The sequence below is a fragment of the Kitasatospora sp. NPDC006697 genome, assembly GCF_042869935.1.
Taxonomy (GTDB): Bacteria; Actinomycetota; Actinomycetes; order Streptomycetales; family Streptomycetaceae; genus Kitasatospora.
Genome location: NZ_JBIAGU010000055.1, coordinates 1 through 26,280, shown reverse-complemented (window position 1 = coordinate 26,280; position 26,280 = coordinate 1). Strand labels below are relative to the sequence as shown.

Here is a 26,280-nt window from a genome sequence, read left to right as displayed (position 1 = left end):
CGGCCGGCCGGGGGGGCCGCAAACCCGGTGCGCCCCCCCCGGCGGGGGCCCCCCCCCCCCCCCCCCCCCGGGGGGGCCCCCCCCCGGGCGGGGGGGGGGGGGGGCGGGGCGCCGGCCCGGCCGGCCCCGACCCTTCCCCGCCCCAGGAGGCACACCGTGACCACCCCCGCGCTCAGCCCAGCCGACACCGAGGAGATCCGCACCCTGCTGGCCCGGTTCTCGCACGTCTTCGACAACGGCGACCTGGACGGCCTGGCCCAGGTCTTCGCAGCCGACGGCACCATCGAACTGGCCCGCACCGGCGCCGTCTTCGCCGGCCTCGCGGCGATCCGGGAGTTCAACCAGCGGCTCGGCGCGCAGTCGCCGGACCACCAGACGCTGGACACCGTGCTCACCGCGCAGCCGGACGGCACCGTGCGGGCCCGCAGCCGCTACCTGGCGATCCTGCCCGACGGCAGCGTGCACAACGGCGACTACTTCGACGAGCTGGTCCGCACCGCCGACGGCTGGCGGATCGCCCACCGCCGCTCCGTGCCGCGCTACCCGCTGCTCTGAGCACGTCAGGGGCCTCCTAAGGGGTCGGGTAGGGGTCCGCTAGGGGTCAACCGGCCCGGGCGGATCACTAGCTTCAGTGGAGCCGCCGGAGCACGCAGCCCGAGCGCCTCCCCGAAACCCAACTCCCTGGAGTCACCAGCATGCCCAGAACCGGGCCGGTTCCGCACGCCCCGCGCCTCCCGCACGCCCCGCGCCTCGCGGCCGCCGGCGCCGCCGTCCTCCTGCTGACCGGGCTGACCGGCTGCGGCACCGGCGGCGGCTCGGCCTCCTCCTCGAGCAGCAGCGCCGGCACCCCGGTCCAGGGCGGCTCGCTCAGCTACGCGGTGGACACCGAGCCGATCTCCTTCGACATCCACGTCAGCCAGCAGGACATCACCGGCGCCATCCAGCGCAACGTCTTCGACTCCCTGGTCCACCAGGAGGCCAACGGCGACTTCAAGCCCTGGCTCGCCAAGTCCTGGGAGGTGTCGCCCGATCTGAAGAGCTACACCTTCCACCTGCGCGAGGACGTCAAGTTCACCGACGGCACGCCGTTCGACGCGGACGCGGTGAAGGCGAACTTCGACCGGATCGTCGACAAGGACACCAAGTCCCAGTACGCGGCCAGCCTGCTCGGCCCGTACACCGGCACCGAGGTGCTGGACCCGCACACCGTCAAGGTGGACTTCTCGCAGGCCTTCGCCCCCTTCCTGCAGGCCGCCAGCACCCCCTACCTGGGCTTCTACTCGCCCAAGGCGATCAAGGAGAACGGGCCCAAGCTGGGCGCCGGCGGCCCGGCCGACGTGGGCACCGGACCCTTCGTCTTCAGCAGCTACACCAAGGGCCAGAGCGCCGTCTTCACCCGCAACCCGGACTACAACTGGGCGCCCGAGGGCGCCGACCACGCCGGCCCGGCCTACCTGGACAAGCTCACCGTCCGCTTCCTCACCGAGGACTCGGTGCGGCTCGGCGCCCTCAACAGCGGCCAGGTGCAGGTGGTGGACCCGATCCCGCCGGCCAACGTCAAGGCCACCCAGGCCGATCCGCGCCTGCACACGATCAGCACCGACGCCCCCGGCGCCAACTACGCCCTGGTGCTCAACACCACCAAGGCCCCGCTGGACGACCCGCAGGTGCGCAAGGCCGTGCAGCGCGGCATCGACATCGACACCGATGTGAAGAGCGTCTACTTCGGCGTCAACAAGCGCGCCTGGAGCCCGATCTCGCCCACCACCCCGGACTACGACAAGTCCCTGGAGGGCTCCTGGCCGTACGATCCGGCACTGGCGAACAAGGAGCTGGACCAGGCCGGTTGGACCGACCGCGACTCCGCCGGCTACCGCACCAAGAACGGCCAGCGGCTGACCGTCGAATGGCCGCTGCCGCCCGCCGAGTACGTCCGCGAGCAGCGCGACACCCTCGGCCAGGCCATCCAGGCCGACCTGAAGAAGATCGGCATCGAGATCACCCGCCCCCGGCTGGACATCGGCACCTACATCACCAACGTCTACGGCGGCAAGGAGGGCATCGCCGACTACACCTGGGCCCGGTTCGACCCGGACGTGCTGCGGCTCTACTTCAACAGTGCCAGCACCCCCGCCACCGGGGGCCAGAACGCCACCTTCTACAAGGACGGCGACCTGGACACCTGGACCAGCACCGGCGAGACCACCCTGGACAAGACCGTCCGCCAGGACGTCTACGCCAAGACCCAGCAGAAGGCGATCGACCTCGCGCTGATCGTGCCGCTCTACGTGCGCACCGCCGTGGTCGGCACCACCGCCCAGGTGCACGGCCTGAAGGCCGACCCCAACACCTGGCTGGACTTCCACGACACCTGGCTGGGGAAGTGACATGACGGTGGGTCAGATCTCCGGCGTGCTCGGCGCCGCGGCCCGCCGGATCGCCGGCGCCGTGGCGGTGCTGCTCGGCGCGGCCACCGTGGCCTTCGCCGCACTGCAACTGCTGCCCGGCGACCCGGTATCGGTGATGCTCGGCCCCGGCACCGCCGCCACCCCCGAGGTGAAGGCGCGGATCCGGGACCAGTTCGGGCTCGACCAGCCGCTGCCCGTGCAGTACCTGCACTACCTGGGCCGGCTGCTGAGCGGCGACCTCGGCGAGTCCTACCAGCTGCAGCGCCCGGTGGCCGGCCTGATCGCCGACCAGTTCTGGCCCACCGTCCAACTCGCCGTCGCCGCCGTGCTGCTGGCCCTGCTGCTGGCGGTGCTCGGCACCGTGGCCACGGCCGGTCGGCGGCCGGTGCTGCGCGCGCTGACCACGCTGGTCGAACTGGTCAGCGTGGCCAGCCCCTCCTACTGGACCGGCATCCTGCTGCTCACCGCCTTCTCGTTCCAGCTGCGGCTCTTCCCGGTGGCCGGCGACGGCGATCCCTCCGCGCTGGTGCTGCCCGCGCTCACCCTGGCGCTGCCGATGGTCGGCGTGCTCGGCCAAGTGCTGCGCGAGGGACTGGAGAACGCGCTCGGCCAGCCCTTCGTGCTGACCGCCCGCTCACGCGGACTCGGCGAGACCGCCGTGCTGCTGCGGCACGCGCTGCGGCACGCCGCGCTGCCCGCCGTCACGCTCAGCGGCTGGCTGACCGGCTCGGTGCTCGGCGGCGCCGTGCTGGTGGAGACCGTCTTCGGCCGCCCCGGCATCGGCGCGCTCACCCTCCAGGCCGCCACCAACAAGGACATGCCGCTGCTGATCGGCCTGGTGCTGCTGGCGGCCGCCGTCTTCGTGCTCATCTCCACCGCCGTGGACCTGCTGTACCTCGCCATCGACCCCCGACTCAGGACCAGGTGACGCCGGTGTCCACTGCCGCCCCTGCCCGCCGCGGGCGCCCGGCGCTCCTGCTCGCCGCCCTGCCGCTGCTGCTGCTCGGCCTGGTCGCGCTCGCCCCCGGACTGCTCGCCGGCGCCTCGCCGACCGACACCGACCCGGTGCACGCGCTCGCCGCGCCCAGCGGCGCGCACTGGTTCGGCACCGACCAGCTCGGCCGCGACCTGTTCGCCCGGGTGCTCTACGGCGCCCGGCCCTCCCTGCTGCTGGGCCTGGGCTCGATCGCGCTCGCCGTGGTCGGCGGCGCACTGCTCGGCCTGGCCGCCGCGCTCGGCGGCCGCTGGGCCGACCAGCTGCTGATGCGGCTGGCGGACGTGCTGCTGGCGCTGCCGCCGATCCTGCTGGCCCTGCTCACCGTCACCATCCTGGGCAGCGGCTCGGCCAATGTGATGATCGCCATCGCGATCGCGCTGATCCCCGGCTACGCCCGGGTGGTCCGGGCCGAGACCCTGGTGGTGCGGCGCTCCGGCTACGTGGAGGCGGCGGTCGGCCTGGGCCTGCCGCGCCGGGTGCTGATCCTGCGCCATGTGCTGCCCAACGCCGTCGGCCCGCTGCTGGTGCTGGCCACCGTGGGCTTCGGCACCGCGCTGATCGCCGCCAGCGGCCTGAGCTTCCTCGGCCTCGGCCCGCAGCCGCCCTCGCCCGAGTGGGGCTCGATGCTCTCCCAGGGCCGCGGCTTCCTGCAGACCGCCTGGTGGCTCGGCGTCTTCCCCGGCGCCGCCGTCACCCTGGCCGCGCTCAGCGTCACCGTGCTCGGCCGCCGCGCCCAGGCCCACTACACCCGGAGGACCGCCGCATGACGCTACTGGAAGTCGACGGGCTCGACGTCTCGTTCCCGGGTGTGCGGGCCGTCCGCGAGGTCTCCTTCACACTGGACCGCGGCGAGTGCTTCGCGCTGGTCGGCGAGTCCGGCTCCGGAAAGAGCGTCACCGCCCGCACCCTGGTCGGCCTCACCGCGCCCGGCGCCCGGGTCGGCGCCCGGCGGCTGGCCTTCGACGGGCAGGACCTGCGGGCACTGCGCGAGAGCGGCTGGCGCGCGGTGCGCGGGCGGCGGATCGGGCTGGTGCAGCAGGACGCGCTGGTCTCGCTCGACCCGCTGCGCACCGTCGGCGCCGAGGTGGCCGAGCCGCTGCGCGTGCACGGACTCGCCCGCCGAGCCGAACAGCCCGGCCGGGTGGCCGAGCTGCTGGCCGCCGCCGGCATCGCCGATCCGGCGCGGCGGGCCGCGCAGTACCCGCACCAGCTCTCCGGCGGCCTGCGGCAGCGGGCACTGATCGCCTCCGCGCTGGCCGGCGAGCCCGAGCTGCTGATCGCCGACGAGCCGACCACCGCCCTGGACGTCACCGTGCAGGCCCAGGTGCTCGACCTGCTCGACGGGCTGCGCCGCTCCGGCACCGCGCTGCTGCTGATCAGCCACGACCTGTCGGTGGTGGCCCGGCTGGCCGACCGGGTCGGCGTGATGTACGGCGGACGGCTGGTGGAGACCGGCGAGACCGGGCGGATCCTGGCCGCGCCCCGGCACCCCTACACCCGGGCGCTGCTGGACGCCGTGCCCAGCGCCGCCACCCGCGGCACCCGGCTGTCGGCCCGCCCGGCGGCGCGGCCCGCGGCCGGCCCGGACGGCTGCCCGTACGCCGCCCGGTGCGCCGCCGCCGACGACACCTGCCGCGCGGCGCTGCCGCCGGTGGACGCGCACGGCGCCCGGTGCTGGCACCCGAAGTCGACGGAGCCGACTTCCGAGGCGAGGCCCGCCCAGGCCACCGGCCAGGCCCCCGCTCAACCCGCTAGCCAGGCCGCCGGCCAGTTGGTCGTCGAGGCTGCCGGCCTGACCAAGCGCTACCGGGGCCCGGACGGACGCGAGCAGGAGGTGCTGAGCGGCGTCTCCTTCGAGCTGAGGGCCGGTGAGATCCTCGGCCTGGTCGGCGAGTCCGGCTCCGGCAAGACCACGGCGGCCCGGCTGGTGCTCGGCCTCACCGAGCCGGACGGCGGCACGGTGCGGCTCGGCGGCCGGCCCTGGAGCGGGGTGCCGGAGCGGCAGCGGCGGGCCTCACGGCTGCGCATCCAGGCCGTGCAGCAGGACCCGCTGGGCTCCTTCGACCCCCGGTTCACCGTGCAGCAGGTGGTCGGCGAGGCCGTCGGCCGCAGCGGCCTGCGCGGCGCGGCCCGCCGGGACCGGGTGGTGGAGCTGCTCGGCCAGGTCGGACTGGCTCCGGCGCTGCTCGGCCGGCGCCCGCTGGAACTCTCCGGCGGCCAGCGCCAGCGGGTGGCCATCGCCCGGGCCCTGGCGCCCGCGCCCGAGGTGCTGGTCTGCGACGAGCCGGTCTCGGCGCTGGACGTCTCGGTGCAGGCGCAGATCCTCGACCTGCTGGCCGAGCTGCGCACCTCGCTCGGCCTCGCCATGCTCTTCATCTCGCACGACCTGGGCGTGGTGCACCACCTCAGCGACCGGGTGGCCGTGATGCGCGGCGGCCGGATCGTGGAGACCGGCCCGGTCGCCGAGGTCTTCGGCAATCCGGCGGCCGAGTACACGAAGGAGCTGATGGCGGCAGTGGGACGGTAGGTGAAGCAGGGTAAAGAACTGTTCCGCACTCTGTACCGATCCGGTCCCGGACCACCATTCCTCCATCGCGACTGGGCAGAATGACCGGCAGGCGGGGAAGCCGCGGGAGTCGCCGGCCGGAACGGCCGGGAGCCAGGGGGTTGTCGAGATGCAGGCCGATGTCAAGGGCAGCACGATGCCGGTGCTGGAGATCCAGCTCGGGCCGGGGGAGCAGGTGATCTCGGCACACGGCGAGCTCTCCTGGATGACCGCCAACATCCAGATGTCGCAGACCACCAACACCGGCGGCCCGCGCGGCGGCGGGCTGCTCGGCACGCTGAAGCGCGCGGTCGGTGGCGGCGGGCTCTTCCTCACCCGCTACCAGGCGCAGGGCAGCGCCGGGCTGGTCGCCTTCGCGGCGAAGGTGCCCGGCCACATCGTGCCGGTGGACGTGGCGCCCGGGCGCGCCGTGCTGGTGCACCGCCACGGCTGGATCTGCGGCACCCCCGGCATCACGCCGACCGTCGCCCTGCAGCGCTCCTTCCGCGGCGGGCTCTGGGGCGGCGAGGGCTTCGTGCTGCAGCGGCTGGACGGCCAGGGGCGGGCCTGGATCGAGCTCTCCGGCGAGCTGACCCAGTACACCCTCGGCCCCGGCCAGACCATGCTGGTGCACCCCGGCCACGTCGGCATGTTCGACGAGTCGGTGCAGTTCACCATCACCACCGTCCCCGGCATCGCCAACAAGATCTTCGGCGGCGACGGCTACCACCTGGTGGCGCTGACCGGCCCCGGGCAGATCTGGCTGCAGAGCATGCCGCTGTCCAGCCTGGCGCACGCCCTGGAGCCCTACCTGGCCCGCGACGGCGCGACCGCGGCGGCCGAGGGTGCGGGCATCGGCACCATCATGGGCGGCATGCTCCGGAGTTGACAGGTTTGGGCCCGGCCGCTCGGGGTAACCGCGTATGCTCCCGGAAGGGCGGCACTCCGCTGCCTGGAACGGAGTCCGCAGTGTCCCTCACCGTGCCCCTCGTCCCCATCACCGCAACGGAGTTGGGCAGCTTCTCGGCGGACCGGCTGCTCGCCCGCGCGGTCTCACTGATCATCCGTCAGTTCTCGGTGACCGGACCCGAGCACAGCAGGGAGATCGTGGCCGGCCTGGACCCGCTGCGCGGCACGCTGTTCGGCTACTGGGTGCTGCACACCCACGGCGGCAACGCGCTCAGCGGCTTCTGCACCGAACTCCCGCACCGCACCGTGGACCCGCAGTTCTGGGCGCTGACCGAGCGCAGCCTGCTCGCGCTCGGCGACGGCCCGCTGCTCGACGTGGTGCGGCGCTTCCAGCGCGAGGTGAACCGCGCGCAGGCCGCCTACCGGGCCACCGTGCCGATGCAGCGCGGCGGTTGGGACAGCACCGCGACGGCCCGGATGCTCGACCTGCTCGACCCGGCCGCGATGCGCGCGCTGGACGCCGCCTACCGGGCGGTCGCTCCGAGCTCCCTGCTGCGGACCGGCGAGTTCATCCGACGGAATGAGACCGCGCTGTTCGCGGTGGTCGGCTGAGCGCGCCGTCCGCGGCGTCAGGACAGCCCGTGGCGCTGCGCCGGCCGCGGCGGTCAGACCGCCGCCGCGCTCAACCGAGCGAGAAACCGAAGGTGTTGGCGATCGCACCGATCGGCACATAGGCCGCCTGCCAGAAGCAGGTGGTGGCGATCGCCGTGTCGTGGCAGGGCAGTTGGCTGTCCCGGCCGCCGGCCACCAGGATGCCCCGGGCGGCCATCGCGGCCTGCGGGCCCGAGGGGTCGGCGATCACCGGGCCGCCGCTGTCGCCCTGGGCGACCACCACGTCATGGCCGCCCAGGTGCTCGGCGAGGTCGACCGGGCCGATCACCGCGCCGTGCTCGGTCTGCAGCTTGCCGTCGGTGGCGGTGATCCGGACGTCGCAGTGGTAGCCGGACATGGCGCCGGTGGTGCACACCAGGTCGCCGGTGTTGTTGCGGCCGGCGCCGTAGAGCCCGCGGGTGGAGGCGGAGTTCCAGGCACCGTCGTAGACCCGGCCCTCGCCGCCCTGGCCGAGGCCGACCAGGGTGATGTCCAGGCCCTCGTCGGAGCGCACGGCATCGCCCACCCGCTGCCCGTCCCCGGTGCGGAAGCCGCCCTGCCGCCCGCAGTGCCCGGCGGTCAGCAGCACGCGCTGGTTGCCGGTGTACCCGGCGAAGCCGCTGCTGCAGAAGTTGCCCTCCGGCGTGCGGAGTTCGGCGCCCGCGTCCCAGGGCGGGCGGGCCGAGGGGCGGGCGCCGGCCAGGTCGGCGAAGCCGCCCTCCGGGACGGCGGTCACCGGCACGCCGCCGGTCCACCCGGCGGCCAGCGCCGCGTACTGGCCCGGGCTCTGCCGGGTGCGGTCGGCCCGGTAGCCGATCCGCAGGCCGGTGCCCTGCTCCTGCGGGAAGACGCTGGACCAGTCGCCGGGGCGGCTGACGCGGGCGAAGGCCTCCATCGCCCGGCGCAGCTCCTCGCGGCTGTAGGGGGCCGGGTGCACCCGCACGGTGTAGCGGGCGGGGGTGCGGCTGGCGATCACCCGGCCGACCTGGGCTGGGACGCCGCCCTTCCAGTACAGGTCCAGGGTCCGGGCGGCCGGGTCGACCACCATGCCGCTGTACCCGCCGAGGGCCGGATCCTGGTGCTCCACCAGCTCCTGCACGGCGTCGCCGACCTGGTGCAGCTTCACCTGGCGGGCGCCGAGGTCGTCCGTGACCAGGGTGACGCCCGGGATCCCGTCGGCCCGCACCCCGTCGGCGGCGGGCGTCGGCCCGGCCGCGATCAGCAGTGCGGCCACCGCCGTGCCGAGCACCACCGGGCGAGGCCGCATCAGCTCTCCCATCCACCGCACCGGGGCCACCTCCACCCGGATGAACGAGGGCGGCCGCCCGAGGTCACCCCGGCGGGCGTCAGCGCCCCGTCAGCCCGAAGACCGCGCACGCCAGCTTCAGCACGTACGGCGCCTCGCCGCCCGTCAGCTCCGTCGGGTTGACGCTGTACACCACCGTGCGCGACAGGTCGCGGGTGGCGAACACCCCGCTGGTCCAGCCCGGGCGCGAGCCCGTCTTGCCCCAGAGCGTGATCCCGCCGAGCTGCACCTGCTCCAGCCCCATCGACATGCAGGCCCGCGCGTCCGGCCCGCTCTCGCAGTGCGAGCTCTGGTGGTTGGGCACGTCCGGCACCGTGAAGAGCAGCGCCTGCTGGGCCGGCGGCAGCAGGCGGCCGCGGAACAGGCTGGAGAAGAAGTGGTCCAGGTCGGCCGCGCTGGAGACCATCCCGCCCTCCGCCCACGGCCACGGGCTCTGCTCCGTGACGTCGGCCCGGCCGACGCCGCCGTCCGGTTCACCCACCGTCAGGTACGGGCGGGCCGCCGGGTGCGGCAGCCGGGTGTCGGTGGCCTCCGGCACGGAGGTGTCGTGCAGGCCCAGCGGCCGGACGATCCGGTCCCGGACCTCCTGGGCGAAGCCGCGGCCGGTCACGTGCTCGATCACCAGGCCGGCCACGAAGGTGTTCATGCCGTTGTACTGCTGCGCCGTGCCGGGCGGGAAGCTCATCGGCTGGCCGGCCAGGCCGCCGACGACCTGCTCCGGCGTGAAGCTGTCGAAGCGGTGCTCCGCGTACTGCTCGTTGGTGTAGGCGGACCAGCCGACCGTGCCGCCCGGCAGCCCGCTGGTGTGGTTGAGCAGCTGCCCGAGCTGGATCGGCGGATAGCCGGCGGGCAGCAGGCCGGGCAGGTACTGCTGCACGGTGCCGGCCAGGTCCACCTTGCCCTCGGCGGCCAGCTGCAGCATCACGGTGGCGGTGAACACCTTGGAGATCGAGCCGATCCGGAACCGCCCGGTGGCGTCCACGTCACCCGAGGTCCCGGTGAAGTGCGCCCCGCCGCCGCTCACCTTCACCAGCGCCCCCGACACCTCGCCGGCCGGCCGGGCCGCCAGCACCGCGCGGACGGCCGCCGGGTCCAGCGGCGCGGGGGCCCCGGTGCCCGCGGTGGCGGTGGGCGCCGGGCCGGCGGCGAAGGCGGGCGGGCAGAGCCCCAGGGCGAGCGAGCCGGCCAGCGCCCCGGTGAGGGCGAGGCTGCCGAGTCGGGCGGCGCGGGTGCAGCGGGAGGTCACGTCGTTGCTCCGGTGGTGAGGGTGTGCTGTTCGGACGGCAGAAGTCTTCCGGCGCCGGTGGCCCGGGCCATCCGGGAGCAGCCCTGAGCCGACCCGCATCCGGGATGGGGGATCTCCCGGATGCGACGGTGACGAACCATCAGGGACGCGGCTCGCCCGTCTCCGCCGCGGCCTCCGCCGCGGCCTCCGTCCTGGCGCCGGACGCCATCAGCGCCAGCCCCCGCACCGCCGCCCAGACCAGCCCGCCCGTCAGCAGCGCCGCTCCCGGCACCGTCGCCACGGCGAGGTACGGCCACTGACGGGCCGTCAGGGAATCGCCGGAGAGCGCGCACCACCCCAGCACGCAGAGTGCCGCGCCCAGCGCGACCAGCAGCCAGCCGAGCCCCGTCCCGGCGAGCAGCCGGGCGGCGAGCGCCGCCGGTGAGCGGTCCGTGCGGGTGCCGTCCATTCGCTGCCCTCCTGTTGCGCGTGGTGTGCCGGTCGGCCTTCATAGTGTGACCCGCGCCGCGTCCTGACGCGGTGTCACCACGACCGAGAGCCGGCACCGCCGGGCGGAGAGACCCCCATGCGCACCCTGCCGAACGCCCCCGCGACCAAGGCGGCGGCCGCCGCGCTGGGCGCCGTGCTGCTGCTCTCCGCCTGCTCCAGCGGCAGCAGGAGCACCGGCACCGCGAGTCCCGCCTCCGCCACCCCGTCGGCCGCGTCCACCCGGGCGAGCCCGACCGCCGCGGGCCCCTCCGCCCCCGCCGACCCGGCCGCCGCGACCGCCCAGGTCACCCGGACCTGGGAGGACTTCTTCTCCCCGAGCACCCCGCTCAGCGCCAGGGCCGCCCTGCTGGAGGACGGCGACCAGCTCCGGCAACTGCTCCAGGGCTTCGCCACCGACCCCCGGGTCGGCCGGCTCTCCGTCACGGTGGCCAACGTCCAGTTCACCTCCGCGACCACCGCGACGGTGACCTACGACCTGTCGTTGCAGGGCCAGACCGTACAGCCGGCCGCCCCCGGCCAGGCGGTGCTGGAGAACGGCGGCTGGAAGGTCTCCAAGGCCACGCTCTGCGGCCTGGTGGTCCAGGCCGGCATCACCGCGGCCCCCGGGTGCGCCTGAGCACCCGGCGACTCCCGCTGCGAAGTGCGCCCGCGCCCGTCCGTTCCCGTCCCCCGGACGGCCGTCAGCTGTTGCCGGGTCAGCAGGGCCCCCGTTGACTGGCTGACATGCTCTCAGCTCGCAGTCTCTTCCAGGAGATCCACGCCAACGACGAGGCGTTCGGCCTGTTCTGCTCCATCGCCGCCAAGGGCGAGGACCAAGGCGGGTGGGAGAACGGCCGGATCGCCCGTCTGGTCGCGGACCAGGAGCTCGCCCCGAAGATCGCCCGGCACGGGGCGGACGAGGAGAAGCACGGGCGGATCTTCAACGCCCTGCTGCACAAGCGCGGACTGAGCCCGGTGAGGGTGCCGGACAGCACCGACTACACGATGATCCTGGAGCGCCAGGGCATCGGGCTGGCGCACTCCCGGCTGCGCCGGGACGAGCCGCTGACCGAGGCCGACGTGATCACCTACCTGGCACACAGCCGGGTGACCGAGCAGCGGGCGGCCGAGCAGATGAAACTGCTCTGCAAGGTGTTCGGGGACGACCCGGAGATCGGGCGGGCGATGCGGATGATCTCCGCGGACGAGGACAACCACCTCGCCTACTGCCACGAGGAGCTGCTGCGGCTGGCGGCGCAGGGCCACGGGCGGCGGATCCTCGGCACGCTGCAGGAGACGGCGAAGGCGGAGGTGCGCACCTACCGGGACGTCAGCCTCGCGGTGATGGGCCGGATGGGCGAGATCCTGCGCTGGCCGAAGGCGAAGTCGGCGGCGCTGGCGGCGGGCATCCACGCCGTGCACCTGTACGAGCGGGCCGGCGGCTGGCAGCGGATGACGACGCTGAAGATGCCCGCGCACCGCAACGCGCTGGGCGGTCCGGTCCCCGTGGAAGCCCTCGACTGAGCGCGCTGGGGAGTAGACAGCGATGGACGAGGGGCGCGCGGGGGCGCTGACCCGGCTCGGGCGGTTCTGCTACCGCCGGCGCCGGCTGGTGCTGGTCGGCTGGGTGGTCGGCCTGCTGGTGCTGATGGTGGTCGGATTCGGCTTCAAGGCGCCGGCCGACAACGACTTCACCGGCGGCAAGTCCGAGTCCGCCCGGGCGCAGGACCTTATCAAGGAGCACTTCCCCGAGCGCAAGGGCGGTTCGCTCGCCCTGGCGATCCAGGCCCCGGCGGGCCTGGCCGACCCGGCCGTGCACCAGCGGGTGGACGCGATGGTCGCCACGCTGGCCGCCGCCCCGCACATCACCGGCGTCCGATCGCCGTACGCCGGGCCCGGGCAGATCTCGACGGACGGCACGATCGGCTTCGCCACCACCACCTCGGACCAGAACCCGATGGCGACCTCCGAGGTCAAGCACCTGATCTCGCAGGCCAAGGCGGCCAGCGGCGGCGGCGTCACCTTCGCGCTCGGCGGAGCCGACGTGGTGACGGCCGAGACGCCCTACGGCGGGGCCTCGGACGCGATCGGCGCGCTGGCCGCGATGCTGGTGATCCTGATCGCCTTCGGCTCGCTGCTGGCGATGGGCCTGACCATGCTGGCCGCGCTCTTCGGCATCGGCAGCGGCCTGGCGCTGACCTTCCTGCTCGGCTACGTCTTCCCGGCCCCGTCGTTCAGCCCGATCGTGGCCACCCTGCTGGGCCTGGGCGTGGGCATCGACTACGCGCTGTTCATCGTCACCCGCTACCGGGAGGCGCTGGCCGAGGGCGACGAGCCGGGCGAGGCGGTGGAGGTGGCGATCGCCCGGGCCGGGCGCTCGGTGCTGTTCGCCGGCGCGACCGTGGTGATCGCGATGCTCGGGCTCTTCGTGGTGCAGCAGCGGCTGCTGAACGCCACGGCGGTGGCGGCCTCGGTGACCGTGCTGATGACGATGGTCGCCGCCGTCACCCTGCTGCCCGCGCTGCTCGGCTTCGCCGGGCGCGGCATCGACCGGTTCAAGCTGCCGTTCCTGGGCCGGACCGGCTCGCGCAGCCCGCTGGCCGAGCGCTGGGCCCGGGTGATCCAGCGGGCGCCGGTGACCGGGCTGGTCACCGGCGCCGCCGTGATGATCCTGCTGGCGATCCCGGCGCTGTCGATGCGGCTCTCCTTCGAGGACAACAGCACCGAGCCGCACGGCACCAGCGGCTACCAGGCGCACCAGATCCTCACCGAGGGCTTCGGTCCGGGCTTCGACGCGCCGTTCGTGATCGTCTCCGAGCTGCCCTCGCCCGGCGCGGCCGGGCCCGTGGAGCCGGTGGCCCGGGCGGTGGCGGGCACGCCCGGGGTGGCGGCGGTGACGCCGGTGCAGGTCAGCACGGACGGCGCGGCCGCGCTCTTCATCGCCTACCCGACCACCGCGCACCAGGACGCGGCCACGCCCAAGCTGCTGCACCACCTGCGCGGCCAGGTGATCCCGGCGGCGGTGGACGGCAGCGGGCTGGTGGTGCACGTCGGCGGCCCGACGGCCGGTGACGTCGACTTCGCGAGCGAGGTGAGCGCCCGGCTGCCCTGGCTGATCGCGGCGGTGATCGGGCTGGCGCTGATCCTGCTGGTGGTGCTGGTCCGCTCGATCGCGATCGCGATCAAGGCGGCCCTGATGACGCTGCTGTCGGTCGGCGCGGCCTTCGGCGTGCTGGTGATGATCGTGCAGTGGGGGTGGCTCAACTCGCTGCTCGGCTTCCCGACCACCGCGCCGATCACGGCCTGGGTGCCGCTCTTCATCTTCCCGATCCTGTTCGGCCTCTCCACCGACTACGAGGTCTTCCTGGTCTCCCGGATCCGCGAGGAGTACGACGCGGGCGCCGAGACGAGGGAGGCCGTGGCGCGCGGCCTCGGGCGTACGGCGCGGGTGATCACGGCGGCCGCGGCGATCATGGTGACGGTCTTCCTCTCGGTGCTCGCCACGCCCGACATCGCGGTCAAGGAGTTCGGCCTCGGCCTGGCGGTCGCGGTCTTCCTGGACGCGACGGTGGTCCGGATGGTGCTGGTGCCCGCGATCATGGAGCTGCTGGGCAAGGTCAACTGGTGGCTGCCCCGCTGGCTGGACCGGATCCTGCCGCACATCTGAGCGCCCGCCCTCCGCTGTCAGGATTCCTTGACAGCGCCTGCCCTGTCAGAGCGCCCTCACAGTTGCTCGGGCTGCTGAGCTGCTGATGGAGTGTCAGCAGCCCAGCAGCGTACGAACGGAGATCAGCGCAGCATGCCGCGGACGGCCTCGGGGTCGGTCGGCGCGAGCGGGCCGGTGGTCGCGGAGGCGGCGTTCGGGGCGGCGGCGGCCGGCGGCGGGGTCACGTAGACCGGGGCCGGATCGGCCTCCGGCGCACAGGTCTTGGCGATCGGACCCTTGCCGGTCGGCAGGCTGCCGTCGCGCAGGTAGGCGGTGAAGGTGTCGTCCAGGCACGAGTCGCCGTGGAACAGGATCTCGTGGAAGCTGCCGCCGTTCTGCACCACCAGCTTGGAACTGGGCAGCGCGTCGTGCATCGCCACGCCGCCCTGGTACGGGGTGGCCGCGTCCTCGGTGGCCTGGAAGAGGAGGATCGGCGGCAGGTTCCTACCGGTGATCTTCAGGCGGCCGGCCGGGTTGCCCTGCTCGGGCCAGAACATGCAGGCCGTGTTGTACCACATGTTGTTGTACGTGTAGAACGGCGCCTGGGCGTTGACCTTCGCCTGGTCCTGCTGCCAGAAGCCCCAGTCGCGCGGCCAGTTGTTCTCCTCGCACTGCACCGCGTTGTACGCCGGGAAGGTGCCGTCGTCCGCGCCGGGCGCGGCGTAGCGGTTGTAGGCGATGGCCAGCGGCCGGGTGTCGTGCTGGTTGAGGTAGGCGGAGAGCACGGTCGCCATCCTGGGCCAGCGCAGGAAGTTGTAGCCGCCGCCGTAGAAGGTGTCCTCGAACTCGGAGGGGCCGATCTTGCCGGGCGCCGGGCTGGCGTCCACCGGGGTGGTCCGCAGCGCGTCCTCGACCTGGGCGTACGCCTTCTCGACGGCGGCCCGGTCGGTGCCCAGGTGGTAGGTCGAGTCGGCCTTGGCGGTCCAGTCCGCGAAGGCGTCGAAGCGGCGCTGGTGCTCCTGGTCCTGGAGGATGTTGTGGTCGTACCAGGTGATGCTCGGGCCGACGATGCTGTCCAGCACCATCCGGCGCACGTGGGACGGGAAGAGCTGGGCGTAGGTGGAGCCCAGTGTGGTGCCCCAGGAGCCGCCGTAGAAGTTGATCTTCGGGACGCCGACCGCCCGGCGGATGCTGTCCAGGTCGCGGGCGTTGTCCACGGTGGTCATGTGGGGGAGGATCCAGGACCAGTCGGCGGCGCAGTCGGCCGCGTAGCCCGCGGACTTCTGCAGCCAGGCCTTCGCGGTGCCGTGGTCGGCGAACTGGTAGTCGGGCCGCTCGGCGTTGAAGAAGGCGGCGTCGCAGACCACGTGCGGGACGCTGCCGTTGGTGCCGCGCGGGTCGAAGCCGATCCAGTCGTAGGTGGAGGCCACGTCGGCCGGGATCTGGCCGGCGATGGAGGCCGGCATCCAGAGGCCGGAGTCGCCCGGGCCGCCCGGGTTCAGCAGGATCGGGCCCTGCTGCTTGTCCTTGGGCGCGGTGGCCGGGAGCTTGTCGAGCTTGATCTGGATCTTGCGGCCGTGCGGGTCCGCGTAGTCCAGCGGCACGTCGAGCATCGCGCACTGCAGCGCGGGCGTGGTCGCGTCGTTGCAGGAGCTCCAGACCAGCTTCCCCTGGCCGGTGTCCTGGAGATCGGGGCTGTCGGGAGCGGCGCTGGCGGTGGCGCCGCCGAAGGCTGCGACGGCAACAGCCGCCGAGAGCAGGGCGATGGCTTTCTTCATGGGCAGCATGATGTGATATGTGCAATGGCACTTCTAGAGAACTGACCGGACGTTATTAAGCTGTGACTCGTGTTCAGGATGTAGCCGTCGGGGTCGATGTGACTGCCGGTCGGCCGTCCGACCAACTGGCGAGCCGTCAGTTCATGATGTCGACCAGGACTTTGCCGAGAAGCCAGCCGAGGGGGCCTCAGTCGAGGGGGACCTCGGTGGAGCGGGACTCGATGCCGTCGAGGGCGGCGAGGGCCGCCGCATCGAGGGTGATCCCACCGACCGCGGTGTTGGCCTCCAGGTGGGCGGAGTCGGCGGTGCCGGGGATGAGCAGCACGTTCGGGGCGTGGCGCAGCAGCCAGGCGAGGCCGACCTGGGAGGGTGTGACGCCCAGCGACGCGGCCACTGCGTGCACCACCGGCTCGTCGGTCGCCTTGGGCAGGCCGGGGAAGGCCCCGCCGAGCGGGAAGAACGGCACCCAGGCGATGCCCTCGGCCGCGCACAGCCGCAGCAGGTCCTCGTCCTCGCGGGAGACGAGGCTGTAGGCGTTCTGGACGCAGACGATTCCGGCGGGCAGGGCGCGGCGCAGGCCTTCGGCGGTGACGCTGCTCAGGCCGATCGCGCCGATCTTGCCCTCGTCGCGCAGGGCGGTCATCACCGCGAGCTGGTCGTCGAGGTCGACGACCTGGTCGCCCTCGGCGCGCAGCCCCGGGCCGGTGTCCAGACGGCGCAGGTTGACGACCTCGAGCCGGTCGACGCCGAGGCTGCGCAGGTTGTCCTCCACGCTGGCGCGCAGCTGCTCGGGTCGCTGCGCCAGGCGCAGCGGCAGCGGTCCGCCGGGGTCGGGGTCGGCCCCCACCTTGGTGACGACCAGCACGTCGTCCTCGGGGCGCAGTGCCTCGCGGATCACCTCGTTGGCGAAGCCGAAGCCGTAGAACTCGGCGGTGTCCACGTGGTCGACGCCCAGTTCGACCGCGCGGCGCAGCAGGGCGACGGCTTCGTCGCGGCGGTCGTGCAGGCGCTGGAGCTGCAGTGCGCCGTAGCCGACCCGGAAGACGGTGCGGGCGGCGATGGATCCGGTGGTGATGGTCATGGCGCTGTCTCCTCGGCCGGAGTTCGCAGGGCGGTGTAGAGCAGTTCGGCCTGGTAGAGCGCCAGCACCCGGTGGGCGATCGGGGCGGCGTGCTCCCGGGCCGGGGCCGGCTCCCGGTGCTCGACCTTCACCAGCCAGGCCGTGACGCAGTCGTGCAGCATCGCGCGCATCCGGTCGGTCGCGTCGACGACGATCTCGTGGATGGCGGGGTCGGTGGTCGCCTCGCCCCAGGTCTGCACGCCGACCCGGGCCTCGGCGGGGTCGATCGCGGCGACCAGGCGGCGGAGCAGTTCGTCGGGGTCGGGCGGGGCGTCGCCTGCCGCGTACCCGGCCAGGACGTCGGCACGCCTGGCGAGCATCGCGCGGGCACTGGCGCGGACCAGGTCGGCCTTGTTGCGGTAGTGCGCGTAGATCGAGCCGGTCGACAGGCCCGACTCGGCGGTGATGTCGGCGATCGAGGTCCGTTCCAGGCCGTTGCGGCTGAAGCAGCGCACGGCGGCCTCGGCGATCTGGGTACGCCGGAGTTCCTTGCGCGCGTCGGTGAGGCGAGGCACCGCACCCCCGTAAGAAGAATGGTCCTTGTCCTTGTGAGGGGACGTTAGCAGAACCTCGGTTCTTCTTATGATGAGGACTCAGGTCGGGCGGCCGGTGTGGCCCGTGGCCTCCAGAGCGGCGGCGTAGGTGGTCTGGAAGTCGGGGAGGCCGGGGTAGAGGTGGTCGCTGCCGAGTTGGTCGGGGGGCAGGTCACGGGCGGCCACGAGGGCGGTGTAGGCGGCCTGCAGCGCCTCCGCGGGCTCCGTCCCGGTGCGCAGCCGCAGGATGGCGAAGGCCTTCAACGCGTGGGCGCAGTCCGCGAGATATGCCCGCTGGTCGGCCATGGCGAGCCCACCGAGCGCCTGCGCACCCTCGCGCGTCAGCCGCAGCCCCTGGCCCAGCTGACCCGCCTCGGCGAGCCGGAGGCCGAGCAGGACGGAGGCCCGGGCGAACTCCACCGGGTGCCGGCCCGGAACCTGGCGCAGGGCGTCGAAGGCGGCGGTGGTCACCTGCAGTGCCTGCGCAGCCTGCCCGATCTCCACCAGGTGCAGGCCGTACAACGCCGTGCGTGAGTGCAGCTTGGGGAGTTCGGCCGCCGAACCGGACGCCGCGGCGGCCGTGCGGACCGCGACCTCCTCGCCCAGCAGCAGGAAGGAGTCCGACAGCCGGTCCACGCGGACCAGACGGCCGCCGGCGGTCTCCAACGCCTCGGCCAGCCGCATCCGGTGTGCGGGCGGGTCCGACTCGGCCAGCCACCGGCGCACCATGAGCTCCTCCTCGGTCGCCGCCATCGACTCCTGGTGCTCCCCGCGCAGGGTGTGCCAGTAACCGAGGGTGAGGAGCGAGGTCGCGAAGTCGCCCCGGTGGGCGGGGTTGGACGCGGCCAGCGGGCGGAAGAGCGCCGACCCGCGCTGCGCGAGCGCCAGCCCCTCGGCCGAGTCGCCCTGGCTCTGTGAGATCCGGATGCTGAGGTTGGTCAACGACTTGGCCAGGCCCGGCTGGTGGAGCACCGGGTCGGAGACGGCCAGCCCCTCGCGGATCGCCAGCGCCTCCCGGGTCGCGGCCAGTGCCTCCGTCCGCCGCTGCATCCGGGCATGGAGGTTGCCCAGGTTGTCCCAGGCCGCGGCCAGGTTCGGCAGGTGGGCCGCCGGGTTGATCCGGGCCAGCCGCCGCTGGATGGCGACCGCCTCCTCGCACACGGGCAGGGCCTCCCCGAACCGCCCCTCGTTCATCAACCGCAGGCCGTGGTTGATCGTCGTCATGCCCAGGTCCGGCAGGTGGCGGTCCGGATCGGCCCGAGCCAGCTCCCGGTGCAGCTCCAGCGCCTCCCCGGCGAAGGCCGAACCCTCCTGCGTGCGGCCGGACTCCGCGAGGCTGTTGCTCAGGTTGGTCAGTGCCGTGGCCAGCCCGGGCCGGTGCTGCTCGGGATCGGCGGCCACCAGCCGGCGGTGGACGCTGACCGCTTCCCGCCCCGGTGTCACCGACTCGGCGGCCCGGCCGATCCGCAGCAGCAGGACGCACTGGTTGTTCAGCGCCATGGCGAGATCGGTGAGTTGCCCGGCCGGGTCGGTCTCGGCGAGGTGCCGGTACAGGGCGACGGCCTCGGCCATCGGTGCCTGCGCCGCTTCGTAGCGGCCTGCCGTGTTCGCTGCGGCACCGAGCGAGTTGAGCGCCGACGCCAGGGCCGGCAGGTGCCCGGGATCGGCGGCGGCGAGCACCCGGTAGAGCTCGACGGATGCCTGGGCCGGAGCGATGGCCTCGACGAGCAGACCGGCGTTGCCGTAGCGCACGGCCAGGGCGCGTAACAACTCCGCCCGCTCCAGCGGCCCCACCGTCCCCCTGGCGAACCGGTACTCGATCAGCCGCCGGGTGAACACCGCCACCGCCAGGTCGAGTTCGACATGCCGCTCGATCGGCAGGTGCGGCCGAATCTCCTCCAGCACCTCGCCCGGCAGCTCCGCCAGCTCGAACAGCCGCAGCAGCGCCGCCCCGCCCGCCGCCGGGGCCAGCGCGGGCCGGGCCAGCAGCAGCGGCACCAGCTGGGAGTGCAGCAGGTGCGGCCAGCGGTGGGCGGCCTCGATCACCACCGTGAGCACCTGCCGTGCCAGCGCGGGCGGTTGGGCATCCGCCGGGTGGTCCAGCAGCAGCGCCGGTGCCTCCGTGGCCCAGCCGTCCGTCGCGTGGTAGGCCGTCGCCTGCTCGCGGCCCGGCAGGGTGAGGGCGAGGAAGTCCTCGCCGAGGCGGTCGGGGGAGAGGGCTTCGAAGAGCAGCCCGGGGTCCTGCGGCGGGTAGCAGACCGCGTGGTCGGCCACGGCTCCGCCGGCCAGCCGCGGGTCCGTCGCGCGAGTGCGGGCCAGCGCGGTGACGGCGGCGGGGTAGGCCAGCGGGCGGGTCAGGGTGGCCAGGTAGACGGTGCGGCGCAGCAGTCGCTCGTCGGTGCGCAGCGGGCCGCGCGCGCCGTCGTGCGAGGAGCGCCAGTGGTCGTGCTCGCGGTCCAACAGGTAGGAGGAGAGCGCCGCTTGGTCCCGTCCGGAGGGCGGGGTGATGCCGCGCCGGGCCGCGTCCACGTCGACCAGGGCCTTCATGTGCACGGCCAGGGTCAGCGCGTACTGGGGATCGTCCAGCTCGGCGGGGACGCCCAACCCGCCCGGCTCGGGCAGGTCGAGGGCGGCGCCGAAGCTGTCCCGGGCGGAGGCGTAGATACCGGCCCGGACCCGGGCGTCGTCCGGCAGCGGGGCGAGCGGGACGGCCTCGGCGTCGTAGACGTCCAGCTTGGCGAGCTGATGGGCCAGGCCCTGCCACCAGTCGCCCGCCGGGCGGGAGAGCAGCAGCAGCCGCAGGCGGTCGCGGGCCGCCTCCCGGTGCTGGCGCACCAGGGTGAGCAGGTCCGCCAGCGGCCAGCGCTCGGCGTAGTCCACCACCAGCACCAGGCCGGGGCGGCGCACCGTCAGGCTCTCGTCCCCGCCGCCGGCCGAGGCGACCTCGCTGCGGTGGCGGGCCTGGGCCACCGTCCACCCGGCCGCGGCCGAGCGGGCGGCGAACTCGGCCGCCAGCCGGGTCTTGCCGCGCCCGCCCTCGGCGTGCAGCAGGCGCACCGTCAGACCGGGGGTGGCCTCCTCGCGCCAGTCGGCCAGCAACTCCAGCTCCGGGCGCGGGAAGAACGGGACCACCTGGTGCCGGGCCGTCAGCAGCCGGCTGGGCACCTTGGCCAGCCCCGGAGCCGGGTCGGGCGGGCGGCCGATCGGGAACGGCTCGACGCGGTACGGGGGTTCGGCGCGGTAGATGTAGTTGTACTGGTCGCCGTGCTGGACGGCGTTGACCCGGGCGCCGGGGGCGGCGGTGATGTTCTGGGTGAAGACGGTGCCCTGCGGTGCGGGGGCCTCGCTCACGCCCCGGCCTCGTCGTCGTCCTCGTCCTCGCCCTCGTTCTGGTCCTGGCCCTGGTTCTGATCCTGGTCCTGGCTCCTGCGCGGGCGGTCCATGAAGTGGTTGTTCTGGGTGCCGCCCTGCACCGCGTTGACGATCGCGTGATCGGAGGCCTTGATGTGCTGGACGTTCTGCGCCAGGCCGGGGGCGTCGGCCGGCAGGCTGCCGCGCACCTCGTCGATCAGCGCCTGGAGTTCGGCGACGGCCCGCGGGTCCGTGCGCAGCACGGCGAGGAGTTGGCGGCGCAGCGGCGGGACCAGCTCGGCGCGGGCCTCCTCGGCCTCGGCTCCCGTCACCAGGGCCGCCTGGCCGTCCAGTTCGCGCTCCACCTCGGCCACCTCGCGGCCGCGCCGGTGGAGCAGCCGGGCCAGCCGGCCCCGGGTCGCCTGCCACGCCTCGGTGCCCATCGCCGCCGTCACGGTGGTGGCCGCCGTCATCGCCAGGGTCTCGGCGAGCTGTTGGGCTTCCTGCAGATCGGGCATTCGGGTGCTCCTCGGGCTCCTGGGCGAAATCGGGCGGGGTTCGGCAGGTGTGGCAGCTCCGATCATCGCGCCCGGGCGGACGGGCCGCAGGCGTTCGCCGCAGATTCCGTTCAGGTGACGGACAGTCCGGCTGATGAGCCGTCAAGGCCGCGTGCGTGCAGGAGTGGCAAGCCTTTCAGGATATCGAACGGTTGCGAGTGTCGAGCTTGTTGTCGTGAGCTGTTCATCAATGCTTAGCATGACCGACATCGGCGGCCGGGACAGTTCCTGACGTGACCGCGACCGTGGCCGCGACACCCACAGCCCGCGAGTTACGCGCGTAGGTCACTGTTCGTCACCCCTCTCACCGTCTGTTCCTCTCCCACCTTGGAGCTTGACGCATGTCCACGTTCCGCACGGGCGTCCGCCCGCTCAGCACCGCCGCCGTCGCCGCCGCCGTCGTGCTGGCCGCCGTGGCCGGCACCGCCGCGCTGCCCACCCACGCCGTGGCCGCCACCACCGCCGCTGCCGCCACCCCGCAGCACCGGGTGCTGTTCGACGCCAGCCACGCCGAGACGGCAGGCAACGCCGACTGGATCATCAGCAACAGCGAGCCCGACCCGCTGGCGCAGAACGCCAACCCGCAGTCGGAGACCGACTGGACCGGCGCCATCTCGGCCTGGGGCGTGGGCCTGCAGAAGACCGGCAACTACAGCCTCAAGACCCTGCCGGCCGGCAACAGCATCACCTACGGCACCGGCGGTGCGCTGGACCTCGCCAACTTCGACGAGTTCGTGCTGCCCGAACCCAACATCCGGCTCACGGACGCCGAGAAGACGGCGCTGATGAAGTTCGTGCAGAACGGCGGCGGCCTCTTCCTGGTCTCCGACCACACCGGCAGCGACCGCAACAACGACGGCTGGGACTCGCCGGCCATCATCAACGACCTGCTGACCACCAACTCGGTCGACAGCAACGACCCGTTCGGCTTCTCGGTCGACCTGCTGAACATCACCACCGACAACCCGCGGGCGATCAGCGACAGCACCGACCCGGTGCTGAACGGCCCGTTCGGCACCGTCACGGGCTCGATCATCCGCAACGGCACCACCTTCACCCTCAAGCCGGCCGACAACCCGTCGGTCAAGGGCATCGTCTACCGCACCGGGTACAGCGGCAACACCGGCGCCTTCTTCGTCACCAGCACCTTCGGCAAGGGCCGGGTCGCGATCTGGGGCGACAGCTCGGCGATCGACGACGGCACCGGCGAGCCCGGCAAGACCGTCTACAACGGCTGGGACGACCCGGCCGGCACGGACGCCGCCCTCGCCCTGAACGCCACCCAGTGGCTGGCCGGCGCCGGCACCGGCGGCGGCACCACCGGCAGCGTCTCGGTCACCAACCCGGGCGCCCAGAGCACCGTGGCCGGCACCGCCGCCGCGCTGCAGCTCGCGGCCACCGACACCGCGGGCGGCACGCTCAGCTGGTCGGCCAGCGGCCTGCCGGCGGGCCTGAGCATCAACGCCTCGACGGGCCGGATCAGCGGCACCCCGACCACCGCGGGCAGCTCCAGCGTGACCGTCACCGCGACCGACTCCACCGGCGCCGCCAACTCGGCGACCTTCGGCTGGACCGTCACCTCCTCCTCCGGCGGCTCCGGTTGCACCTCGGCGCAGCTGCTCGCCAACCCGGGCTTCGAGAGCGGCTCGACCGCGGGCTGGACCGAGACCAACTCGGGCGGTGTGAGCACCATCAACAACAGCTCCAGCGAGCCGGCCCACTCGGGCGGCTACGACGCCTGGCTCGACGGCATGGGCGCCGCCAACACGGACACCCTCGCGCAGACCATCACCCTGCCCGCCGGTTGCGCCAGCTACAAGTTCAGCTTCTGGCTGCACGTGGACACGGCCGAGACCAGCACCACCAGCGCCTACGACAAGCTGACCGTGACCGCCAACGGCAGCACGCTGGCCACCTACTCCAACCTCAACCACGCCACCGGCTACCAGCAGCACACCTTCGACCTGTCGGCCTACGCCGGGCAGACCGTCACGCTGAAGTTCAGCGGCGCCGAGGACTACACCAAGCAGACCTCCTTCGTCCTGGACGACACCGCCGTCAACGTCTCCTGACGCCGCGGTAGTTGCCGACACTGCCGGGTACCCGTCCGCGGGTGCCCGGCAGCACGCTTGCCGCCGCTCAGCCGAGCAAGGTCTCGACGAGCCAGGGGAGTCGGGCGAACAGCTCGGGCAGGCCGCGCACGCCGTCGCGGGCGGACTCCTGCGACAGCGCGAGCTCGGGGCCGGTGCCCACCTCGACGCCGGCGAGGCAGCGGAGGATGTTCCACCGGGTGTGCCCCAGCCAGCCGCCGATCATGTGCACGAACCAGCTCGGGCCCGGCGGCGGCAGCACTCCGCCGCCCGCCGCATAGCCGTCGAGGACCGAGCGGAAGACGGCCGGCTCGATCCCCTCGAAGCCCGGTCCCTTGGCAAGGCTCAGCGCGGTCGAGCCGAGCTCGCCGGAGAGGTCGATCCGCCCCGAGAGCTCCCAGTCGAGCAGCACCGGCCGGCCCTCGCGGGCCAGCAGGTTCCACGGCTGGACGTCCGCGTGGGTCAGCACGACCGGGCCCGGCCGCGCGCAGCTGTCGACGAGCTCGGCGATCGCGAGGAACGTCTCGACGCCGGAGGCGAGTTCGCCGGCCCACGGCTGCCGGGCCGCCGCGGCGCGCACGGCGAGCTCGGGCCAGTCGCGCGGCGTCGGCTCCTCGGCGGGCGGTTCGGGCCATGGCACGTCAAGTGCGTGCAGCCGCGCCAGGATCCCGCCGATTTCGAAGCCGAACTCTGCTGCCACCGGCGCCTCGGGCACCCGCTCTCCGTCGACCCACCGGTGGACGAGCGTGCCGCCGTCGGCCGAGACCGGCTCCGGCATCGGGACGCCGGCGGCGAAGGCGGCCCGCTCGAACCCCAGCACCTGCTTCGGGCGGTAGGCGGTGCGGCGGTCGGCGAGGTTCAACTCCTTGACGGCGAAGGAACCCTGGTCGGTGTCGAGCCGGTACAGCCGGTTGGCGAACCCGCCGTGGACCCGGACCATGGGCCCCAGCGGCGCGCCGAGATGGGAGAGGTTCACCCCCGCATGCTAGGGCCGATCGGGGATCTCCTCTGCCGCGTCACCGTCAGGTCCTGGTTCTGCAACAGAATTCCGCTCGTACACGATTCCACCGGAACGCGTCCTAGGCTGCCCCGCATGACTCTTACCGCCTCCGATGTCTCCGCTGCCAGCGCCGCCTGGGTGTGGACGCCGCCTGGGTGCGAGATCGTCGAGCACGAGACCTACACGATGGTGCGGCTGCCCGACTACTTCGCCTTCGATCTGTCCCTGGTCTCCTTCACACCGACCGGCCCGCTCGGCGCGGCCGTCGACGCGGTGGTGGAGCGGGCGCGCCGGTTCGGTGTGCCGGTGCTGGACTGGCAGGTGCTGATCAGCCACCCCGCCGGGCTGCCCGCCGAACTGGAGGCGCGGGGCGGCACGGTGAAGATGGTCGCGGAGGTGCTGGCCGCCGACCTGAGCCACGGTGTGCCCGCCCTGCTCCCGCCGACGGTGGACGTGTCGCTGCGCTGGGCGACGGACTTCGCGACGGCCCGGGACAGCGTGGCCATCCAGGTCACCGGCTTCGGCGGGGAGCTCCCGCCCGAGGAGCGGATCGAGCTGATGGCCGCCCGCGAGTCCGTGACCGTCCCGGCGGGCGACCGCGGCACCCTCGTCGCCTACGTGGACGGCGAGCCGGTCGGCACCGGCGGTCTGGAGATCGCGGACGGCGTGGCCCGGCTGACCGGCGGCGTCGTGCTGCCGTCCTGGCGCGGCAAGGGCGTCTACCGCGCCCTGCTCGACGCCCGGTTGGGGTATGCGGTCACCCACGGCGCGACGATGGCCATCGTCAAGGCCAATACGACCACCTCGGGCCCGATCCTGCTCCGCACGGGCTTCACCTCGTTCGGCCCGGAGCCGGTCTACGCGGTGCCGCTGGGCTGATGAGCCGACCGGCTGTCTTCCGCACCCCGCTCCTAAGGAACCCGATGAAGCTCCTCCTCACCGACTCCGGCATCAGGAACCCCAGCATCCACGCCGCGCTGCTCGACCTGCTCGGCAAGCCGATCGCCGAGTGCACCGCCCTCTGCATCCCCACGGCGGGCTACGGGGGTTCGTGGGGCGATCCCACCGGGCCGTGGCGGTTCATCAGCGGGCAGGCGCCCAGCCCGATGACCGGGCTGGGGTGGAAGTCGGTGGGGGTGCTGGAGCTGACCGCGCTGCCCAGCATCGGCCCGGAGCGGTGGGTCCCCTGGGTGCGCGAGGCCGATGTGCTGCTGGCCAACGGCGGGGACGCGCTGTACCTGGCCCACTGGATGCGCGAGTCCGGGCTGGCCGAACTCCTGCCCTCGCTGCCCGACCTGGTCTACGTGGGCCTCAGCGCCGGCAGCATGGTGATGGGTCCCCGGGTGGGGGAGCAGTTGGCGGACTGGCGGCCGCCCGGCGGGAGTGACGGTGCGCTGGGCCTGGTCGACTTCTCGATCTTCCCGCACCTGGGCAGCCCGACGTGGGAGGGGTTCTCCCCGGCCGCGGCGGAACACTGGGCGGCCGACCTCGGTTGCCCGGGGTACGCGATCGACCAGGAGACGGCGATCAAGGTGGTCGACGGGGTGGTCGAGGTGGTGTCGGAGGGCACCTGGCGGACGTTCTAGTGCCGCATCAAGCAACGTTTGCCCTGTGACGGGCTCGTGGCAGGGGTTTGGCCGCTCGTAGTACGGACGCGCTTTGCGTGCGGGCTCAG

General features: G+C 73.4%; 22 protein-coding genes. 13 read left to right on the top strand and 9 right to left on the bottom strand.

Annotated elements, in window-relative coordinates; genetic code table 11:
- Positions 1-156: 156 nt before the first annotated feature.
- The 7 genes from ACFYNO_RS40370 (at position 157) to ACFYNO_RS40340 (ending at position 7,471) form a co-directional block, all read left to right on the top strand.
- On the top strand, positions 157-555 hold the full coding sequence (locus ACFYNO_RS40370) for a nuclear transport factor 2 family protein (RefSeq protein WP_388023548.1): 399 nt from the start codon (positions 157-159) through the stop codon (positions 553-555).
- 140 nt (positions 556-695) lie between these two features.
- Complete coding sequence (locus ACFYNO_RS40365) at positions 696-2,387, top strand: ABC transporter substrate-binding protein (RefSeq protein WP_388023545.1); 1,692 nt, start codon at positions 696-698, stop codon at positions 2,385-2,387.
- A 1-nt stretch (position 2,388) separates the two neighbouring features.
- A complete protein-coding gene (locus ACFYNO_RS40360) occupies positions 2,389-3,336 on the top strand; it encodes an ABC transporter permease (RefSeq protein WP_388023542.1) in 948 nt (315 codons plus the stop codon).
- Between the two features lie 5 nt (positions 3,337-3,341).
- A complete protein-coding gene (locus tag ACFYNO_RS40355; RefSeq protein WP_388023540.1) occupies positions 3,342-4,172 on the top strand; it encodes an ABC transporter permease in 831 nt (276 codons plus the stop codon).
- Positions 4,169-5,932: a dipeptide ABC transporter ATP-binding protein gene (locus ACFYNO_RS40350; RefSeq protein WP_388023537.1), complete on the top strand. Its 1,764-nt coding sequence runs from the start codon at positions 4,169-4,171 to the stop codon at positions 5,930-5,932. Before ACFYNO_RS40355 ends, ACFYNO_RS40350 begins: the two co-directional genes overlap by 4 nt.
- 148 nt (positions 5,933-6,080) lie before the next feature.
- Positions 6,081-6,839 (top strand): TIGR00266 family protein, encoded by a 759-nt coding sequence (locus ACFYNO_RS40345; RefSeq protein ID WP_388023535.1) that lies wholly within the window; start codon positions 6,081-6,083, stop codon positions 6,837-6,839.
- An 80-nt stretch (positions 6,840-6,919) separates the two neighbouring features.
- On the top strand, positions 6,920-7,471 hold the full coding sequence (locus ACFYNO_RS40340; RefSeq protein WP_388023533.1) for a hypothetical protein: 552 nt from the start codon (positions 6,920-6,922) through the stop codon (positions 7,469-7,471).
- Between the two features lie 70 nt (positions 7,472-7,541).
- Here ACFYNO_RS40340 and ACFYNO_RS40335 read toward each other — a convergent pair whose 3' ends face one another.
- The 3 genes from ACFYNO_RS40335 to ACFYNO_RS40325 form a co-directional block, all read right to left on the bottom strand.
- Positions 7,542-8,777, bottom strand: coding sequence for a hypothetical protein (locus tag ACFYNO_RS40335; RefSeq protein ID WP_388023531.1), 1,236 nt, complete (start codon positions 8,775-8,777; stop codon positions 7,542-7,544).
- A gap of 79 nt (positions 8,778-8,856) precedes the next feature.
- A complete protein-coding gene (locus ACFYNO_RS40330; RefSeq protein ID WP_388023529.1) occupies positions 8,857-10,062 on the bottom strand; it encodes a serine hydrolase domain-containing protein in 1,206 nt (401 codons plus the stop codon).
- 139 nt (positions 10,063-10,201) lie between these two features.
- On the bottom strand, positions 10,202-10,510 hold the full coding sequence (locus ACFYNO_RS40325) for a hypothetical protein (RefSeq protein ID WP_388023526.1): 309 nt from the start codon (positions 10,508-10,510) through the stop codon (positions 10,202-10,204).
- Positions 10,511-10,627: 117 nt separating this feature from the next.
- Here ACFYNO_RS40325 and ACFYNO_RS40320 point away from each other — a divergent pair, with 117 nt between their 5' ends.
- From ACFYNO_RS40320 to ACFYNO_RS40310, 3 genes are all read left to right on the top strand, one after another.
- Positions 10,628-11,167, top strand: coding sequence for a hypothetical protein (locus ACFYNO_RS40320; RefSeq protein ID WP_388023525.1), 540 nt, complete (start codon positions 10,628-10,630; stop codon positions 11,165-11,167).
- Positions 11,168-11,274: 107 nt separating this feature from the next.
- On the top strand, positions 11,275-12,054 hold the full coding sequence (locus ACFYNO_RS40315) for a ferritin-like domain-containing protein (RefSeq protein ID WP_388023522.1): 780 nt from the start codon (positions 11,275-11,277) through the stop codon (positions 12,052-12,054).
- Positions 12,055-12,076: 22 nt separating this feature from the next.
- Positions 12,077-14,197, top strand: a complete 2,121-nt coding sequence (locus ACFYNO_RS40310; RefSeq protein WP_388023520.1) for an MMPL family transporter — start codon at positions 12,077-12,079, stop codon at positions 14,195-14,197.
- A gap of 122 nt (positions 14,198-14,319) precedes the next feature.
- Here the strand turns inward: ACFYNO_RS40310 and ACFYNO_RS40305 are convergent, their stop codons facing one another.
- The 5 genes from ACFYNO_RS40305 to ACFYNO_RS40285 all read right to left on the bottom strand — a co-directional run bounded on the left by ACFYNO_RS40305 (position 14,320) and on the right by ACFYNO_RS40285 (position 21,476).
- Positions 14,320-15,954, bottom strand: a complete 1,635-nt coding sequence (locus tag ACFYNO_RS40305; RefSeq protein WP_388023517.1) for an alpha/beta hydrolase — start codon at positions 15,952-15,954, stop codon at positions 14,320-14,322.
- Between the two features lie 187 nt (positions 15,955-16,141).
- Entirely contained in the window at positions 16,142-17,035 is an 894-nt protein-coding gene (locus tag ACFYNO_RS40300; protein WP_388023515.1) for an aldo/keto reductase, read from the bottom strand.
- Positions 17,032-17,589 (bottom strand): TetR/AcrR family transcriptional regulator, encoded by a 558-nt coding sequence (locus ACFYNO_RS40295; RefSeq protein ID WP_388023512.1) that lies wholly within the window; start codon positions 17,587-17,589, stop codon positions 17,032-17,034. The genes ACFYNO_RS40300 and ACFYNO_RS40295 overlap by 4 nt, the downstream gene beginning before the upstream one ends.
- Before the next feature lie 78 nt (positions 17,590-17,667).
- Positions 17,668-20,958, bottom strand: a complete 3,291-nt coding sequence (locus ACFYNO_RS40290) for a tetratricopeptide repeat protein (protein ID WP_388023510.1) — start codon at positions 20,956-20,958, stop codon at positions 17,668-17,670.
- Entirely contained in the window at positions 20,955-21,476 is a 522-nt protein-coding gene (locus tag ACFYNO_RS40285) for a hypothetical protein (RefSeq protein ID WP_388023507.1), read from the bottom strand. The genes ACFYNO_RS40290 and ACFYNO_RS40285 overlap by 4 nt, the downstream gene beginning before the upstream one ends.
- 380 nt (positions 21,477-21,856) lie before the next feature.
- Between ACFYNO_RS40285 and ACFYNO_RS40280 the strand changes: the two genes are divergently transcribed.
- Positions 21,857-23,587, top strand: coding sequence for a putative Ig domain-containing protein (locus ACFYNO_RS40280; RefSeq protein WP_388023504.1), 1,731 nt, complete (start codon positions 21,857-21,859; stop codon positions 23,585-23,587).
- A 67-nt stretch (positions 23,588-23,654) separates the two neighbouring features.
- Here the strand turns inward: ACFYNO_RS40280 and ACFYNO_RS40275 are convergent, their stop codons facing one another.
- Positions 23,655-24,581: a phosphotransferase family protein gene (locus ACFYNO_RS40275; RefSeq protein WP_388023501.1), complete on the bottom strand. Its 927-nt coding sequence runs from the start codon at positions 24,579-24,581 to the stop codon at positions 23,655-23,657.
- A gap of 117 nt (positions 24,582-24,698) precedes the next feature.
- On the opposite strand from ACFYNO_RS40275, the gene ACFYNO_RS40270 reads away from it, so the two are divergent.
- Together ACFYNO_RS40270 and ACFYNO_RS40265 are read left to right on the top strand one after the other, a co-directional pair.
- The gene (locus ACFYNO_RS40270) at positions 24,699-25,484 is read left to right on the top strand and encodes a GNAT family N-acetyltransferase (protein ID WP_388023498.1); all 786 of its coding nucleotides are present in this window, start codon (positions 24,699-24,701) and stop codon (positions 25,482-25,484) included.
- A gap of 44 nt (positions 25,485-25,528) precedes the next feature.
- Complete coding sequence (locus ACFYNO_RS40265; protein WP_388023497.1) at positions 25,529-26,191, top strand: Type 1 glutamine amidotransferase-like domain-containing protein; 663 nt, start codon at positions 25,529-25,531, stop codon at positions 26,189-26,191.
- The last annotated feature ends 89 nt before the right edge of the window (positions 26,192-26,280 follow it).